This is a genomic window from Maricaulis sp. (assembly GCF_048269565.1).
In the GTDB taxonomy this organism is placed as follows: Bacteria; Pseudomonadota; Alphaproteobacteria; order Caulobacterales; family Maricaulaceae; genus Maricaulis.
Map to the genome: position 1 here is coordinate 102,391 of NZ_JBLXIK010000004.1, position 14,321 is coordinate 116,711.

The 14,321-nt window shown below is 65.9% G+C and carries 15 protein-coding genes; 8 read left to right on the forward strand and 7 right to left on the reverse strand.

Annotated elements, in window-relative coordinates:
* Positions 1-73 precede the first annotated feature (73 nt).
* Together ACN0YL_RS09740 and ACN0YL_RS09745 are read left to right on the forward strand one after the other, a co-directional pair.
* Positions 74-619 carry a hypothetical protein gene (locus ACN0YL_RS09740; RefSeq protein ID WP_417497848.1) on the forward strand — a complete coding sequence of 182 codons (546 nt, stop codon included), beginning with the start codon at positions 74-76 and terminating at the stop codon, positions 617-619.
* Complete coding sequence (locus ACN0YL_RS09745; RefSeq protein WP_417491266.1) at positions 619-1,224, forward strand: class I SAM-dependent methyltransferase; 606 nt, start codon at positions 619-621, stop codon at positions 1,222-1,224. Before ACN0YL_RS09740 ends, ACN0YL_RS09745 begins: the two co-directional genes overlap by 1 nt.
* On the opposite strand, the gene ACN0YL_RS09750 is transcribed toward ACN0YL_RS09745, so the two are convergent.
* Genes ACN0YL_RS09750 through ACN0YL_RS09760 form a run of 3 tightly spaced genes read right to left on the reverse strand, consistent with a single transcriptional unit; the run spans position 1,181 to position 4,295 of the window.
* The gene (locus ACN0YL_RS09750) at positions 1,181-2,278 is read right to left on the reverse strand and encodes a hypothetical protein (protein WP_417497849.1); all 1,098 of its coding nucleotides are present in this window, start codon (positions 2,276-2,278) and stop codon (positions 1,181-1,183) included. The two genes, ACN0YL_RS09745 and ACN0YL_RS09750, sit on opposite strands and share 44 nt — an antisense overlap.
* On the reverse strand, positions 2,278-2,997 hold the full coding sequence (locus ACN0YL_RS09755) for a class I SAM-dependent methyltransferase (RefSeq protein WP_417491268.1): 720 nt from the start codon (positions 2,995-2,997) through the stop codon (positions 2,278-2,280). The genes ACN0YL_RS09750 and ACN0YL_RS09755 overlap by 1 nt, the downstream gene beginning before the upstream one ends.
* Positions 2,997-4,295 carry a glycosyltransferase family 4 protein gene (locus tag ACN0YL_RS09760; protein WP_417497850.1) on the reverse strand — a complete coding sequence of 433 codons (1,299 nt, stop codon included), beginning with the start codon at positions 4,293-4,295 and terminating at the stop codon, positions 2,997-2,999. The genes ACN0YL_RS09755 and ACN0YL_RS09760 overlap by 1 nt, the downstream gene beginning before the upstream one ends.
* Positions 4,296-4,419: 124 nt before the next feature.
* Here ACN0YL_RS09760 and ACN0YL_RS09765 point away from each other — a divergent pair, with 124 nt between their 5' ends.
* From ACN0YL_RS09765 to ACN0YL_RS09785, 5 genes are read left to right on the forward strand one after another with little or no spacing between them, the layout of a single operon-like run.
* A complete protein-coding gene (locus ACN0YL_RS09765) occupies positions 4,420-5,592 on the forward strand; it encodes an MFS transporter (protein WP_417497851.1) in 1,173 nt (390 codons plus the stop codon).
* A gap of 49 nt (positions 5,593-5,641) precedes the next feature.
* The gene (locus tag ACN0YL_RS09770; RefSeq protein WP_417491271.1) at positions 5,642-6,757 is read left to right on the forward strand and encodes an MlaE family lipid ABC transporter permease subunit; all 1,116 of its coding nucleotides are present in this window, start codon (positions 5,642-5,644) and stop codon (positions 6,755-6,757) included.
* The gene (locus tag ACN0YL_RS09775) at positions 6,754-7,527 is read left to right on the forward strand and encodes an ABC transporter ATP-binding protein (RefSeq protein ID WP_417497852.1); all 774 of its coding nucleotides are present in this window, start codon (positions 6,754-6,756) and stop codon (positions 7,525-7,527) included. Before ACN0YL_RS09770 ends, ACN0YL_RS09775 begins: the two co-directional genes overlap by 4 nt.
* A gap of 3 nt (positions 7,528-7,530) precedes the next feature.
* A complete protein-coding gene (locus ACN0YL_RS09780) occupies positions 7,531-8,481 on the forward strand; it encodes an MlaD family protein (protein WP_417491273.1) in 951 nt (316 codons plus the stop codon).
* Complete coding sequence (locus tag ACN0YL_RS09785; protein WP_417497853.1) at positions 8,478-9,098, forward strand: ABC-type transport auxiliary lipoprotein family protein; 621 nt, start codon at positions 8,478-8,480, stop codon at positions 9,096-9,098. The genes ACN0YL_RS09780 and ACN0YL_RS09785 overlap by 4 nt, the downstream gene beginning before the upstream one ends.
* Positions 9,099-9,144: 46 nt before the next feature.
* On the opposite strand, the gene ACN0YL_RS09790 is transcribed toward ACN0YL_RS09785, so the two are convergent.
* Both ACN0YL_RS09790 and ACN0YL_RS09795 read right to left on the reverse strand, forming a co-directional pair.
* Complete coding sequence (locus ACN0YL_RS09790) at positions 9,145-11,184, reverse strand: hypothetical protein (protein WP_417497854.1); 2,040 nt, start codon at positions 11,182-11,184, stop codon at positions 9,145-9,147.
* 172 nt (positions 11,185-11,356) lie between these two features.
* Positions 11,357-11,620 (reverse strand): hypothetical protein, encoded by a 264-nt coding sequence (locus tag ACN0YL_RS09795; RefSeq protein ID WP_417497855.1) that lies wholly within the window; start codon positions 11,618-11,620, stop codon positions 11,357-11,359.
* A 148-nt stretch (positions 11,621-11,768) separates the two neighbouring features.
* On the opposite strand from ACN0YL_RS09795, the gene ACN0YL_RS09800 reads away from it, so the two are divergent.
* On the forward strand, positions 11,769-12,959 hold the full coding sequence (locus ACN0YL_RS09800) for a DUF418 domain-containing protein (protein WP_417491277.1): 1,191 nt from the start codon (positions 11,769-11,771) through the stop codon (positions 12,957-12,959).
* Positions 12,960-12,975: 16 nt separating this feature from the next.
* Here ACN0YL_RS09800 and maiA read toward each other — a convergent pair whose 3' ends face one another.
* A complete protein-coding gene (maiA, locus tag ACN0YL_RS09805) occupies positions 12,976-13,620 on the reverse strand; it encodes a maleylacetoacetate isomerase (RefSeq protein ID WP_417491278.1) in 645 nt (214 codons plus the stop codon).
* A 23-nt stretch (positions 13,621-13,643) separates the two neighbouring features.
* Entirely contained in the window at positions 13,644-14,279 is a 636-nt protein-coding gene (locus tag ACN0YL_RS09810; RefSeq protein ID WP_417491279.1) for a fumarylacetoacetate hydrolase family protein, read from the reverse strand.
* Positions 14,280-14,321: the final 42 nt, after the last annotated feature.

The following is a 14,321-nucleotide window of genomic DNA, read 5'->3' on the forward strand; positions in this document are numbered from 1 at the left end:
CGCCGCCTGCGCTAGCGATCCGATTTCCCTTGTAGGAACAGGGGCTTCCGACACCAGTCTGCGATCAAATCCTGTGCAGGCCCAGCTGCTGGATGCCGCCCGGGCCCTTGAAACCACCTATCGTGACAATGCCTGGGCCGGAACATCCGGTCCCATGGATGCGGCGCGCGGCTGGATGGACCGTCTGACCGGTCAGAACGACAACCCTGTTGCCGCCGTTCCTGCCGGACAGGCTTATGTCGAACAGCGCCAGCTTCTGGTGATGGATGCCGGCCAGGCCGGCGAGGCCTTCACGGCTGATGTCGAGCAGGCAGTGATGCTGGCGCGGCAGCTGGACCAGGCCGCACGCGCCGTGACGCTGCAGCCGATGGGCTTCAACCGGGCAGCGCTGACCCGGGACCTCAATGATGTCGAGACCGCCATTGGCCTGACGCGTGAAGCGGTGGACACTTTCGATGCCAGTGTGGTGATGTTGTCTGAGCTGGTGTCGGAAGCGGATATCGCGCACGTGAATTCGCGGCGCGACCAGCTCGCCTTCCTGTCCGAGAGCCTGCGCGACCGGGCCGACGAACTGGCGCGCATCCGGCGCGACCTGCGCAATCTGCCGCCCTTCAGCTGATGCTTGATCCCGATACTGTCAAAGGCTTCCTCGACCCGCTCGAGGGGGCAGCCCTGGCCGCGCTGGCGCGTGAGGCCGGTCGTCTCGGGCCCGTGCTGGAAATCGGATCCTATTGCGGCAAGTCGGCGCTTTATCTCGGACCCGCCGCGCGCGAGGCCGGAAGCCTGCTCTACACGCTCGACCATCACCGTGGCTCGGAGGAACACCAGGCCGGCGAGGAGTATCACGACCCGGAACTCTTCAATGCCGAGCTGGGCGCGGTCGAGACACTGCCCGCCCTGCGCAGCACGCTGTTCCGCGCCGGGCTGGAGGATTGTGTCGTGCCGCTGGTCGGACGCTCGGCGCTGATCGCCGCCCACTGGAGCACGCCGCTGGGCATGGTCTTCATCGATGGCGGGCATTCGATGGACGCGGCGCTGGCCGATTATCGCGGCTGGAGTGGCCAGCTGGTCGCCGGCGGCATCCTGGCGATCCACGACGTGTTTCCCGACCCGGCCGATGGCGGCCGCCCGCCCTATGAAATCTGGAAACTCGCGGTGGCGTCAGGTCTCTATGAGACCGTCAATCGCGTCGGGACGCTGGAAGTTCTGCGCCGCCTCGCTTGAGTGCAAATTCCGGCACCGCATTGCGGATCAGCAGCGCTGAGCCCTTGCTCAGCCCCTGGATCGCATCGGCCGCCAGCACCATGGCCCCGGCTGTCCAGGACGGGCGTTCATAGGGCCAGATGACCCCTTCCTCGAACTGCCAGCCCATCCAGTAACCGCCATCCTTTGCCGCCAGTGGTGCGAGATCGTGCAGCAGCGCTTTCGCCTGGTCGGTCTTGCCGACCGACATGCACGCCAGCGCCAGTTCTGCCGTTTCCGCGGCCGTCACCCAAGGCTCGTCAGCGACGCAGCGACAGCCCAGTCCCGGCTCGACGAAATCGGTCCAGCGGGCATAGAGGCGCGCGCGCCCGGTCTCTGCCGACAGCACGCCGGCGAGGACCGGGTAATACCAGTCCATCGCATAGCGGCGGCGATCAATACCGGTACGGTCAAAGCGGGAATCATTCTCGCGCAGGGCGGCGCCGAGACGCTGGCGTGCCACCATCCAGTCGTGGTCATCATGGCCGAGCATGCGTGCAATCTGGATCGCGCATTCCAGCGCCTTGTACAGGCTGGCATTGCCGGCCCGCAGCGAGTCGAGCCCGGCCAGCGCTTCGCCGTCATCGGGCGCCCGCCAGACGATATCGCCATGGCGGGTCTGATGGCCGAGCACCCAGTCCATCGCCTGGCGCAATTGCGGCCAGTAGCGAGGCAGGGCTGCGGCATCGTCCAGGGCCAGTACCGAGCGCAGCAGGGTCACCGCGGCATAGCCGGAGAAATTGGTGTCGCGGGCGGTTTCCGGCGTGCCGGGAACCAGACGGCGATTGGCGTCGTCCAGCGGCACCGAAGCGCCGAGATCGCCGCGCCAGCCGCCATCGGCGTCCTGGCGCTCGAACAGCGCGTCCAGCGCCCGGCGCGTCGCTACCTCACGACCGGCAATCGCCAGCGCCATGGCGCTCTCGCCGTGATTCCACGCATCCCAGATCCCCGCCTCGACCCAGGGGATCGAGCCGTCGGGACGTTGCAGCCGCTCGATATGGTCGGCGCAGGCGGTGATGTCGATCTGTCTGGCCATCAGCCAACCTTCCGGAAATACATCACAACGGACTTGCCCATCACCGGCGCCAGCAGCCATTCCAGCGACTGGGTCAGCCAGGGTTTTTCCATCAGGTCCCATTCGAGGAATTTGCGGTAGAGCCGCACGCTCGCGGCGCTTTCGCGCTGGTCCCACAGCGCGCATTGCAGCCACCAATAGGGGCTGTGCAGCCCATGGGCCCAATGGCGCTTGAACGCGGCAAAGCCCTGTTTGCGCACCTGGTCGCGCAGGGCCTTGGTGCGGAAGATGCGCACATGGCCGCCGGGCGTGTTGTGATATTCGGTCGAGAGCTTCCAGCAGATCGCTTCGGGCCAGTAGCGCGGCACGGAGGCAGCGAAGATCCCGTCGGGCTTGAGGATGCGGGCGATTTCCGCCAGCACGGCGTCGGGATCCGGGACATGCTCGAGCACTTCCGAACACAGCACACGGTCGAAGCTATTGTCCGGAAAGGGCAGGCGCGCGGCATCGCCGGCGCCGAGCGCGGCGCTGCGCAGCGGCGAATGCGGTTCGGGCGGTGGTAGCTGGAAGAAGCCATCGAATGCCGCCTTGGCCTCTTCGTGCGACAGGTCGATTCCCACGACCTCCAGCGGCGTTTCGTTCCAGTACAGCGCATGCAGATGCCGGCCGCGGCCACAGCCGAGGTCGAGCACGCGCATGCCCGGTTGCAGGTCCATGTCTTCCAGTCGCATCGTCAGCATCAGGCGCTCAAGCTCCGCTCGGCAAGGGCTTCGGCGTAGAGCCGCGAGGCGGCCAGGGCGTGTCGCGACCAGTTGAATTCCTCGCGGGCCCGGATCGCAGCGCGAGCGCCAAGGCGTTGCGCCTCCTCGGGATTGTCGAGCAGGCGGGCGAGGTCGTTGGCGAGGCTGGCGGCATCGCCAGCGGTGGAGATCAGGCCGGCATCGCCAACCACTTCCGGCAGGGCGCCGCCATTGCTGGCTGCGACGGCTGCACCGCAGGCCATCGCCTCGGCGGCGGGAAAGCCGAAACCCTCAAAGCGCGCCGGGCAGGCGACGATGTGGGCGCGCCGGTAGAGCTGGGCGATCGCCTCGCGTGTCAGGTTGGAACTGGTGGTGACGCGGCCGCTGAGGCCGTGGGCGGCGAGCGCCTGTTTGGCCGGACCGTCGCGCAGCGTGCCGATAATGTGCAGCCGGGCCAGTGGCCGCGCAGCAGCGACGCGGGCGAGGGCATCGATCAGCACGTCCAGCCCCTTGATCGGGGCGTCGGCGCTGGCGGTAGTGACGATCAGGCCCGGTTCCGGCTCCACGGCGGGGTCCGGGTTGAAGATCGCGTGGTCAATCCCGTTGAAGGCGACGCGGACATGGGCCGGGTCGACGCCATAGCGCTCGGCATGGCTGTCGCTGGCGGCCTGTGAAACGGCCAGCAGGCGCGGCAGTCGGCGCGCGGTCCGCGCCTGCATGCCGATGAAGTGATACCAGCGCCGCGTCAGTGCCGGTTCCCACCATTTACTGCTGGCGGCGAGGGCGTAGTCGCGGTCGATGGCGATCGGGTGGTGGATGGTGGTGATGACGGGCAGACGGCGGTTGATGCGCAGGAAGGGCGTTGCCAGGGTCTGGTTGTCGTGCACGACGTCGAAGCGCCCGCTCTCGCGCGCCAGGAAGGTCTCCAGCCGGCGGCCAAAGGCGTAGAGCTCACCAAAGGCGCCGCTATTGTGGGCCAGCCATTCGGACATATCCGCCCAGGAGCGCAGGTGCCGCGGCCGCAGGGCGAGGAAGGCATTGTCTTCGGCGAACAGGTCGAGCGAGGGCAGTTCGATCAGCTCGATGCCGTCATCCAGTACCGGGTAGGGCGGGCCGGAAGCCACCGATACGGTGTGACCGAGATCGCGCAGATTGCGTGTCAGTTCGCGGATATAGACGCCCTGGCCGCCGACATGCGGGTTGGAGCGATAGCCGGTGACCAACACCCTGAGGGGACGGATTTGTGCTGTATCAACACTGTCCTCCGCACCGTGCAATACCGCGGCGTCCGCATCCATGAATGGCTGTTCCCTGCTTCAATCTGGCGGCGAACCTATAGAAGTGAACACTGTTCGCCAAGCGCATCATGCCTATGCAGGAACAGTGGCACGGGTTATGGCCATCGGGCATCAGAGGATTGAAATGTTCAGAACGCCCGGATTTCGTTTTGCCACCTATTACGGGGCTTTCTACCTCACCCTGGGGGCCTTCCTGCCATACTTCCCCAAATGGCTCGAAGGCCGGGATCTGAGCGCGGAATGGATCGGCTGGATTGTCGCCGCCGGGCTGGCGGGGCGCACCCTGGTTTCGCCGCTGGGTGCGCGCTGGGCCGATAATGCACGCCGCAATCGCGACCCCATCCTGCTGTTCGCCCTCGCGGCGACCCTGGTCTTTGCCCTGCATTTCCCGGTCAATTCGCCCTGGATTCTGCTGGTGCTCTCGTTTCTGTCCGGTGCGGTGCTGTTCGGACAGATCCCGGTGATCGATGCCTTCGCGCTGCGGCAGGCGCGCGATGGCCTGTTTGTGTTCGGACCGGTGCGGGCGATCGGGTCGGTGATGTTCATCATCAGCAATTTCGCCGCCGGTGCCCTGATCGACTGGCGTGGCAGCGAGACCATCCTGGTCTGCATCGTTGCCGGCTCGGTCGCGATTTCTTTCGCTGCGGCGCGATTGCCGGCGGGCGAGCGTGCGCCGCACCCGCCCGCCCAGGAAGCCGACATCACGGCGCTGCGGCGGCTGCTGGCGGGACCGTTCGGACTGGCGCTGGCGGCTTCGGCCCTGATCCAGGGCGGACATGGTTTCTATTACGCCTTTTCCGCCGTCGCCTGGTCGGCTCAGGGTTATGCCGATCTGACCATCGGGGCGCTGTGGGCCAGCGGTGTCGCGGTCGAGATCGTGTTCTTGTGGGTGTCGGGGCGCGGCTGGCTCGGACGCCTCAGCCCGGCAGCCCTGCTGATCATGGGCGGAGCCGGTTCGATCCTGCGCTGGGGGCTGACGGCGCTGGCGCCGCCATTATGGGCCCTGTTCGCATTGCAATGCCTGCACGCCCTGAGTTTCGCCGCCACCTATCTCGGCTTTCTGCGCTATGCGGCGCATTCGGTGCCCGACCGGTTTGCCGCGACCGGGCAGGCGATCAACTCGGCCCTGGCCGGCGGCGTGGTGATGGCGATCGCCTCGGCGGTGTCCGGTTATTTCTTCGCGCGGCTTGGAACGACAGGTTTTGCCATCATGATCCTGCCCGCAGCAGCAGGCCTCGCGGCGGCTTTACTGTTGAGCCGCAATTCTGCACTCCCTCGCGCGGAGAAAATCGACTAGGCTCCCGGACATGAGGGGAAATCCGGCAATATCCGCGAATGGGGCGACCGTGGTTTTGCGCGAAGATGCGGGCAAAACCATTATCGAGGCCCATGGCGACTGGACGATCGACACGATTGGCCGGGTCGATGCGCCCATTCGCCAGGTCGAGGCCAGTGTCGAACCCGACAAGATCGTCATCGACCTGTCCCATCTCGGGCGTCTCGACACCTCCGGCGCCTATATGCTGGGCCGCGCCACGCGCCGCTGCGGCCTGCCCGACGGGGATTTCCACTATGTCGGCGAGCATCCGACGGCGCGGCGCCTGATCGAGGAGATCCGGCAGCGCACCCAGGTCTGCCCGCCAGAGACCCCGCCGACCTTTGGCTTTGGCAATGCGCTGGGCCGGATCGGGGCCGGGCTTGAGGCGGCACTGTCCGAGACGATCGAGACCATTGCCTTTTTCGGTCAGACGATCACGACCGGCTTGCGCACGCTGGTTCGCCCGGCGAGCTTCCGCCTGACCTCGGCGATCTGGGCGATGGAAGAGGTCGGCGTCAATGCGATGCCGATTGTGGCCGTGCTGTCCTTCTTTATCGGCGCGGTTGTTGCCTATATGGGCGCCAATCTGCTGGCCGATTTCGGCTTTGCCATCTTCAGCGTTGAACTGATCGGCATTTCGGTCCTGCGCGAATTTGCCGTGTTGATCACGGCGATCCTGCTGGCCGGCCGGTCCGATTCGGCTTTCACGGCGTCGATCGGTGCCATGAAGATGCAGCAGGAGATCGACGCCATGCGCGTGCTCGGCCTCGACCCGTTCGAGGTTCTGGTTCTGCCGCGCGTGGTGGCGTGCGTGCTGATGGCGCCGCTGCTGACCTTTGCCGCCATGATTACCGGCATTTTCGGCGGCATGCTGGTGGCGTGGAGTGCGCAGGACATTTCGCCGGCGGTTTTCATCGCGCGGATCCATTCCGAGCTGGACTGGAGCCATTTCTGGGTCGGGATGTCGAAGGCGCCGGTCTTCGGGCTGGTGGTGGCGATCATCGGCTGCCGTCAGGGCATGAAGGTCGCCGGCGATGTTGAATCGCTGGGCCGCCGCGTCACGGCCTCGGTGGTGCAGTCGATCTTCATCGTGATCGTGATCGAGGCCCTGTTTGCGATGATGTATCTGGAGTTGGGCATATGAGCGAGGATGTCCTGATCTCCATCCGCGGCCTGTGCACCGGCTTTGGCCGCCATGTCGTGCACGACCATCTCGATCTCGACATCCGCCGTGGCGAAATCCTCGGCCTGGTCGGCGGTTCCGGCACCGGCAAGACCGTGCTGATGAATGCCATTCTTGGCCTGCAGAAATATTCCGATGGCGATATCCTGTTCAAAGGCCGGGCTTTTTCCGGGATGAAGGAGGGCGAGCGGCGCGAGATCGAGAGCCGCTGGGGCGTGTTGTTCCAGAACGGCGCCCTGTTCACCTCGCTGACCGTGCTCGAGAATGTGATGGCGCCCTTGCGCGAGCATGTCGACATGTCCATTCCACTGATGGAGGAGATTGCCGGCATGAAGCTCGGTCTCGCCGGGCTGGATTCGACAGCGTTCGACCGCTTTCCGTCCGAATTGTCGGGCGGCATGCGCAAGCGGGTCGCGCTGGCGCGGGCGCTGGCACTCGATCCCGATATCCTGTTTCTCGACGAGCCGACGGCCGGGCTCGACCCGATCGGTGCGGCGGCCTTTGATGGCCTGATCCTGGAATTGTCGCGCGCCCTCGACCTGACCGTTCTGATGATCACGCACGATCTCGACAGCCTCTATGCCATCTGTGACCGAATTGCCGTACTTGCGGACAAACGTGTCGCGGCGGTTGCACCACTGGAGGCGTTGATGCGAAACCCACATCCGTGGATCCAGGAATATTTCCACGGTCCGCGCGGCCGGCCCGCAATCGCCGGCAAGGAGAGCTAGACGATGGAAACCAAGGCACATCATGTCCTCGTTGGCCTGTTCGCGTTGATCCTCATCGCGGGCGGCGGAATTTTCGCGGTCTGGCTCGGCAAGGTCTCCTTTGACGAGGATTATGCGTTTTACGATGTCGTGTTCGAGGGCCCCGTCCGCGGTCTGCGCGAATCCGCCGAAGTGCGCTTCAACGGTATCCAGGTCGGTGAGGTGACTTCGCTCGGGCTTGATGGCCAGAGCCGGGTGATCGCGCGTGTCCGTGTGCTGGCCCAGACACCGGTCCGCGTCGACTCCTACGCCCAGCTGGAGCCACAGGGCCTGACCGGCCTGTCCTATATCCTGATTTCCGGCGGCGCCCCGGACGCCCAGCGCCTGCTCAGTCCCGCCAGCCGGCAGCCACCACGGATTTTCGCGCGCCGGGCCCAGCTTGAAGGCCTGGTCGAAGGCTCCGAGGATGTGCTCGACGCGGCGCAGCTGACCCTGATCCGGCTGTCCGAATTGCTCAGCGACCAGAATGTCGAGGAATTCTCGGCCACCCTGGTCAATCTGCGCGAGATCACCGACCGGGTGAATGCCGAAGATGTGCTGATCGAGGACATGCGTTCGGCGATCGGCCGCATCGATACGGCAGCGTCGGACATCTCTGCGGCCGCGATTTCGCTGCAGGAGTTCGGTGTCACCGCCGAGGCCTTCCTGACCAATGAGATGGCGACCGCCGTCAACGAGACCACCGCTGCCGCGATTGCGGTCAACCAGGCGGCGACCGACACCACCGGCCTCATCCAGGCGGTCCAGCCCTCGCTGGAAGCCTTCGCCCAGGATGGTCTTGAAGACCTGACCCAGGCCGCGGGTGATCTGAACCGTCTCGTCGACTCGCTCGAGCGCAGCGCATCTGAATTCGAAAACAATCCCGGCGCCTTTGTCGCCGGTTCGCCCCGTCAAACGGTAGAGGTGCCGCAATGAGACACGTGGTTTCGATCAAGTTGGCGCTGGTGGCGCTGAGCGCGCTGTCGGTCTCGGCCTGTGTTTCACTCCTGCCGGAAACCACGCCCTCGGCGGTCTATCGCCTGTCATCGCCCGAAGCGCGGGCCTGGACCGGCGAGAGCTGGACGGTGGTCGAAGTGGTGCCACCGCTGGCACCGCGCGGCCTCGCCGGTGACGAGATTGCGCTGCAGATGGCTGATGGTCACATTGCCTATATGGCCGGGGCGCGCTGGATCTCGCCGGCGCCGCGCGTGATGCAGAACCTGATCGTCGACACGTTCAATGCGACCGATTCCCGCCTGGCGCCGGCGCTGCCGGAGGACGGTGTACGGGCCGAGTATGAATTGCGCCTCAGCCTGGACGAGTTCGAGGCCGTGTATGACCAGGGTGACAACCGGGCGCCGCTGGTTCGCGTTCGCCTGTCGACACGGCTGGTGGCATCGCGTGGCCGCCGCATTGTCGGCTCGACGGTTCTGGTTGGCGAGGTCCGCGCGGCGGATAACCGTATCGGTGCCATTGTCGCGGCCTTCGACCAGGCCTCGACCCGGGTGAGCCGGGAGCTCGCCGACTGGACCGCGGCGCAGACCACGCCCTGATCCGGCTTTCGGCGGAAACCGGCCCGGCGGGCTGCCGGGCCTGAACTCAGCTTTCGTCCTTGTCCCGCTTGCCGGGGCGCCGGGATTTGGGGGTGTCCCCGGCTGAGGCTGTGTCATCCTCTTCCGGCGGCATGCTCGAGAGCAGGTCCTTCCAGCGCCAGCCCGGCTCGCTCGCGGCCTGGCGGCCGCCACGTTCGGGGAAGCCGACACTGCTTTCAACTGCGCGTGGTGCAGAGCGCCGGGGTTGGCCGCCGGTGAGCGGGGTGTTCATGTCCTCACTGATTTCGGACGCGTCGGCCTGCGACGCATCGTCTTCGGCGGGCTTGCGCTTGCGGCCGGCCAGCGGGTCGGGCAGCTCATTGCTGCCCAGGTCCGGCGCGCGCCGTCCACCGGCGACGGACCCCATGCGCAACATGAAGTCGCTGAGCAGTTCGTAATTCTGACGGATGCGTGCCTGGAAGGCGGCATCGATTTCCTGGGATTCCTCGGCTGCGACCATGGCGGCGGCATTGAGCCCTTCCAGGCCGCGGCGCAGTGCGTCGGCAGCTTCCTGGGCGCGCTCGCGTGCCATCACCGGCAATTCGGCGAGCCGGTCGGTCATGCTGTCGATATGGCGTTCGACATTCTGGGTCTCGACCCGCGCCGAGGCCAGTACGGCCTCCAGCCGGCGCTTGACGGATTCGGCGGTTTCGTCCGCCACCTGCGAGGCGCGCGCGGTCAGCTTGTCGGCTTCGGCGAGGCGTTGCTGGAAGGCATCGTCGGAGCGCTGCGCTGCGTTGAAGGCGATCTCGTTGGAATGCTCGACCTTTTGCGTCACCGCTTCGGCCTGGGCCTCGATGGCCTCGATCGCCGCTTCGGAAATCGACTTGGCTTCCTGGGCTGCCGCGACCAGGCGGGCCAGTGCCGCCTCGTGCTCGCGCGCGGCGTATTCGGATTCGGAGCGTACGCGCCCGGCCAGGCTGTGGGCGCGTTCAAGGGCTTCATCGACGGACTTCTTGAACGCCGCGGCACCATTGGTCGAGGCCGAGGTGAGGGCGTCGGCACCGTCGCGCGCTGTCGTCGCCATCACTTCGAGCTCGGCGCGATGGAAGTCGAGCGCGGCGGCGATCTTTTCCTGCTCCTTGCGCAGCGCCTCACCGGCTTCGCTCAAGCGGCTGCGATGCTTGACATAGGCGGCGTCGAGATCTTCCGAGCGCCCCTTGAGGGTGTCGGACAGTTCGTGCAGATGCGCCGTGCGTTCAGACAGTTTCGTCGCGACGATATTGGAGCGCTCGGTGACGGAATCGCCAGCATCCTGCAGGCTCTCAACGCTGGCGAGAATGCGGCGGCCGCTATCACTGGCCTGGTTGGAGGCCAGCTCGGCTGCGGCGGCGACCATTTTGGACTGGTCGGAGATCGCGGCGGCAATCAGGGCGGCCTTGTCGTCGAGGGATTCGGACACCTCGCCGAGGCGCAGACGTTCCTTGCGCAGCCCCTTGAGCAATTCCTCGGTCCGGTCGCGGGCGTCGGTGGCCGAGAGCTCGAGGGATTCAGCGTGATGGCTGATGACTTCTTCCATCGCGGCGAGGCGGGCGAGGGCGCTTTCCAGCGCCGAATTGATACGGTCGACCTCTCCGGTGACGGCCTGGGACAGGGTCTGGACCTCGTGGCGCGCGTAGTGAGCCGGCTCGGACAGGCGGCGGATGGCGTGCTCGACGCGGCGGGTATTGTGGGCATTGCGCACCACTTCGCGCGCCATGAGACCGCTCATGATGAACAGCAGGGCCGGCGCGATGGCGAAGACGGCGAGGCCGGTCAATTGCCCGAAACCGTATTGCCCGAGGCGTTCCAGCGATTGCACGCCGAGCGCGCCCCAGATGAAGGCCGTGGCGCCACCGACCCAGAGCAGGGCAAAGCTGTTGGCCAGCCAGATCAGCCATGCACCGCCCGGGTGCTCGCCCGCCGGTGCCGGTTCACGCGGCTCGATGGCTGGCGATTCGGCGGTGGCGGCCGAAGCCGCGCTCGCGGCGATGGCCTGTTCGGCCTGTTGCTCGGCCAATTCGAATTCGGCGAGGTGGACTGATTTTTCTAGCGTTTTATCGGTCATATTGCGCTCTATCGGGCCGTGAAACGTGATCGCTCCCGGACGGGGTATGCGGACAGATGGGCTCAAAGAAGCCATTGTGGCAGATGATAGCCGCAGACGCGCGCAATCGACACAGATAATCTATGCGAAATGGATGTTTGGCTGTGGCGGCCCGCCCCGGAGGGGCTGCGGGCTAGCTGTCATAATGGTCTGACGGTGTGACGAAGACCGGCGTGGCGTTGCGGATCAGGACCTCGGAACCGGCCAGGCAGTCTCCGCTCGATACCCGCGTGCCCATGGATCTATCGGCGGCCAGTTCTGGATGCCAGGATATGACCTGGCGAAACTCGGTCGGTTCGGATGTCGAGCAGGGCTGGGGCGGGGAATAGGCGATGCCAAGGACCGACAGACCGGCCACGGCAAACCATTCAATCAGGGATACCAGAAGCTGGATCATGACGTATTCGCACCCCAGAGCGTTCGCGCATGCGTGAGTGAGTTATGAATATTCTTGAGACTCGATACAATTCCCCAAACGGGGCAAGGTCGTGAATTCTCCGTAAGAATATGGCGGAAACCGGGCGAAATCGCCCCAGGGGAGCAAAATGCCGGAAAATGCGCCATCCCGCCGTCATGACACGCTCGACGCCCTGCGGGGTTTCGCTGTGCTGGCCATGCTCGCCGTCAATGTCCAGCTGTTTGCGATGGTCTGGATTGCGGCTGATATACCGGGTCTGCAGACGGATTTTTCCGGCTGGGGCAATCGGGCGATCTGGCTGGTGACCCAGAGCCTGGTCTCGCAATCGGGCACAACCCTGTTCATCACCCTGTTCGGCGCTGCCCTCGTCCTGAGCGCCCAGGCGGCGCGGGAGAATCCGGTCCGGCACTGGCCGCGCCTGAGCTGGCTGCTCCTGCTGGGCCTGCTGCACGCCTATCTGTTCTGGTATGGCGACATGCTGGTGCCGCTCGCCCTGGTGGCGATGATTGTCGTGGCGGCCAATGGCATGACGCTGCGCGGGCTTTGGGGGCTCGGACTTGGATTGCTCGGCTTCACCGGGCTGATGCTGTTGGCGGGCAGTGCGATTGGCGGGTTGATCGGTTCCCGGATCACGGCGGCTGAGGCGATGGGCTTCAATCCCGAGGCGATCGCCGGGATCGAGACGCTCTACCGCACCGGGTTTTTCGCCCGGCTCGGCTATAATATGAGCATCGCGCTGCAGTCGGAAATGATGCAGATCGTGTTCATGAGCGGGCGCATTGCCGGTTGCATGCTGCTCGGCATGGCCGGGCTGCGCAGCGGTTTTCTCACCGGGCAATGGCCCATCCGGCACTACGCCTGGATCGCCGGTGCCGCCTTGTTGCTGGGTGTCGGGCTTTGCCTTGCGGGGGCCTGGAACGCGCTCGCCACAGGCTTTTCGCCCGCCAGCGTGCTGCAAAACCGGGTGGCGCAGTATTTCGGCAGTCTGGTGCTGGCCCTGGGTTATGCGGCGGCCTTCATGCTGGTGGCCAAGCTTGATCTTGCCGGTGCCGGACGGGCGGCGCTGGCCGCGGTCGGGCGGATGCCGATCAGCAATTACCTGTTCCAGACCCTGGTGATGACGCTGATCTTCACCGGTTTTCCCGGGCTGGGCCAGTTTGGCCAGATCGACCGGATGGGCCAGGCGTTGATCGTGCTTTCGGTCTGGGTCGCCCAGGTCTTCGGCTCGATCTTCTGGCTGCAGCGCTATCGCTATGGTCCGGTGGAATGGCTGTGGCGCTCGCTCGCGGCCGGCCGGCCGCAAGTCTGGCGGGCCTAACGGCCGCGGGCCGCAATCATTCGGCGTCGGGCTGGTTCTCCGGCATGGCGCGCTGGAATTCCGGCAGCGCCAGACAGGCCGCCTCGGCCGCCATCAGGGTCGGGAAGGCGTCAAGATCGACCTCCCAGCGGCGGGCATTGACCAGTTGCGGCAGCAGATAGACCTCCGCCATCCCCGGCTTGTCGCCATGCAGGAAGGCCGTGTTGCGTGCGACACCGGCAACCAGTGTCTCCAGCGCGGCCAGCCCCGACCGGGTCCAGCGATGCGCCCAGGCTTTCATGCCTTCGGGGCCTTGGCCGAGATCGTTGCCGACCGCCTTCAGCACCCGCAAATTCTGCAGCGGGTGCGTGTCACAGCCGATCACCGCGGCCCAGGCGCGGACCCGGCAGCGCTCGATCGGGTCGGCGGGCAGCAGCGCCGGCTGAGGCCAGGTTTCCTCGATCCATTCCAGGATGGCGGGCGATTGCATCAATCGCGCCTCGCCATATTCGAGCACCGGCACCAGGCCCTGCGGCTGCATGGCGCGCCAGGCCTCGCTCGATTGCTCACCGGTCTTCAGGTTGATCGCGACCTGGTCGTATTCGACGCCCTTGAGATTGAGGGCGATGCGTAGCCGGTAGGCGGCGCCGGAGCGCCAATAGCCATAGAGTACGGGTTTCATCGCAGTCTCCTTCGGGCCGGTGCTCAGCTGATGCTGAATTCGAGCGTCGGCAGGCCTTCGATTTCGGCCGTGACGCGGTCATCGCGCTGCAAGGGGCCGACACCGGCCGGGGTGCCGGTGAAGATGAGGTCGCCGGGTTTCAGCGTGAAGTAACGCGACAGCGCCGCCAGCACGCGGCGGGGCGGCAGCAGCATGTCGGACAGATCGCCGGACTGGCGGCGCACGCCGTTCACTTTCAGCGAAATGGCACCGCGTTCGGGCACAGGGCCGAAGCGCAACAGGCCGACCGGGGCCGAATTCTCGAACGCCTTGCCAATTTCCCACGGTGCGCCCTTGGCCTTCATCGCCCCCTGCAGGTCGCGCCGGGTCAGGTCGACGCCGACGCCGCAGCCCATGATCGCGCCGCCATCGCCGAGGGCGAGCACGAGCTCGACCTCGTGATGCAGGTCCGCCGTCGCCGGCGGGTAGGGGATGGTGCGCGCCGTGCTGATGGCATCGGCCGGCTTCATGAAGAAGATGGCGTCGGTTTCGGCGCCCATCTCCTTGGCATGTTCGGCATAATTGCGTCCGATGCAGAAGATGCGGCGGACGGGGAAGCGCCTCGCATCGCCCTCGATGGGCAGGCTCGGCAGGGCGGGGGTGGGGATGATGTCGGTCATGGATGTGGGATAGCGCGACAGGCAGGTCGGCGTCGAGCGACA

Excerpts from the sequence above, each read along its gene's own strand:
- ACN0YL_RS09745 (WP_417491266.1), top strand. The coding sequence starts at position 619 with ATGCTTGATCCCGATACTGTCAAAGGCTTCCTCGACCCGCTCGAGGGG.
- ACN0YL_RS09750 (WP_417497849.1), bottom strand. The coding sequence starts at position 2,278 with ATGGCCAGACAGATCGACATCACCGCCTGCGCCGACCATATCGAGCGG.
- ACN0YL_RS09755 (WP_417491268.1), bottom strand. The coding sequence starts at position 2,997 with ATGCTGACGATGCGACTGGAAGACATGGACCTGCAACCGGGCATGCGC.
- ACN0YL_RS09760 (WP_417497850.1), bottom strand. The coding sequence starts at position 4,295 with ATGGATGCGGACGCCGCGGTATTGCACGGTGCGGAGGACAGTGTTGAT.
- ACN0YL_RS09765 (WP_417497851.1), top strand. The coding sequence starts at position 4,420 with ATGTTCAGAACGCCCGGATTTCGTTTTGCCACCTATTACGGGGCTTTC.
- ACN0YL_RS09775 (WP_417497852.1), top strand. The coding sequence starts at position 6,754 with ATGAGCGAGGATGTCCTGATCTCCATCCGCGGCCTGTGCACCGGCTTT.
- ACN0YL_RS09780 (WP_417491273.1), top strand. The coding sequence starts at position 7,531 with ATGGAAACCAAGGCACATCATGTCCTCGTTGGCCTGTTCGCGTTGATC.
- ACN0YL_RS09785 (WP_417497853.1), top strand. The coding sequence starts at position 8,478 with ATGAGACACGTGGTTTCGATCAAGTTGGCGCTGGTGGCGCTGAGCGCG.
- ACN0YL_RS09790 (WP_417497854.1), bottom strand. The coding sequence starts at position 11,184 with ATGACCGATAAAACGCTAGAAAAATCAGTCCACCTCGCCGAATTCGAA.
- ACN0YL_RS09795 (WP_417497855.1), bottom strand. The coding sequence starts at position 11,620 with ATGATCCAGCTTCTGGTATCCCTGATTGAATGGTTTGCCGTGGCCGGT.
- ACN0YL_RS09800 (WP_417491277.1), top strand. The coding sequence starts at position 11,769 with ATGCCGGAAAATGCGCCATCCCGCCGTCATGACACGCTCGACGCCCTG.
- maiA (WP_417491278.1), bottom strand. The coding sequence starts at position 13,620 with ATGAAACCCGTACTCTATGGCTATTGGCGCTCCGGCGCCGCCTACCGG.
- ACN0YL_RS09810 (WP_417491279.1), bottom strand. The coding sequence starts at position 14,279 with ATGACCGACATCATCCCCACCCCCGCCCTGCCGAGCCTGCCCATCGAG.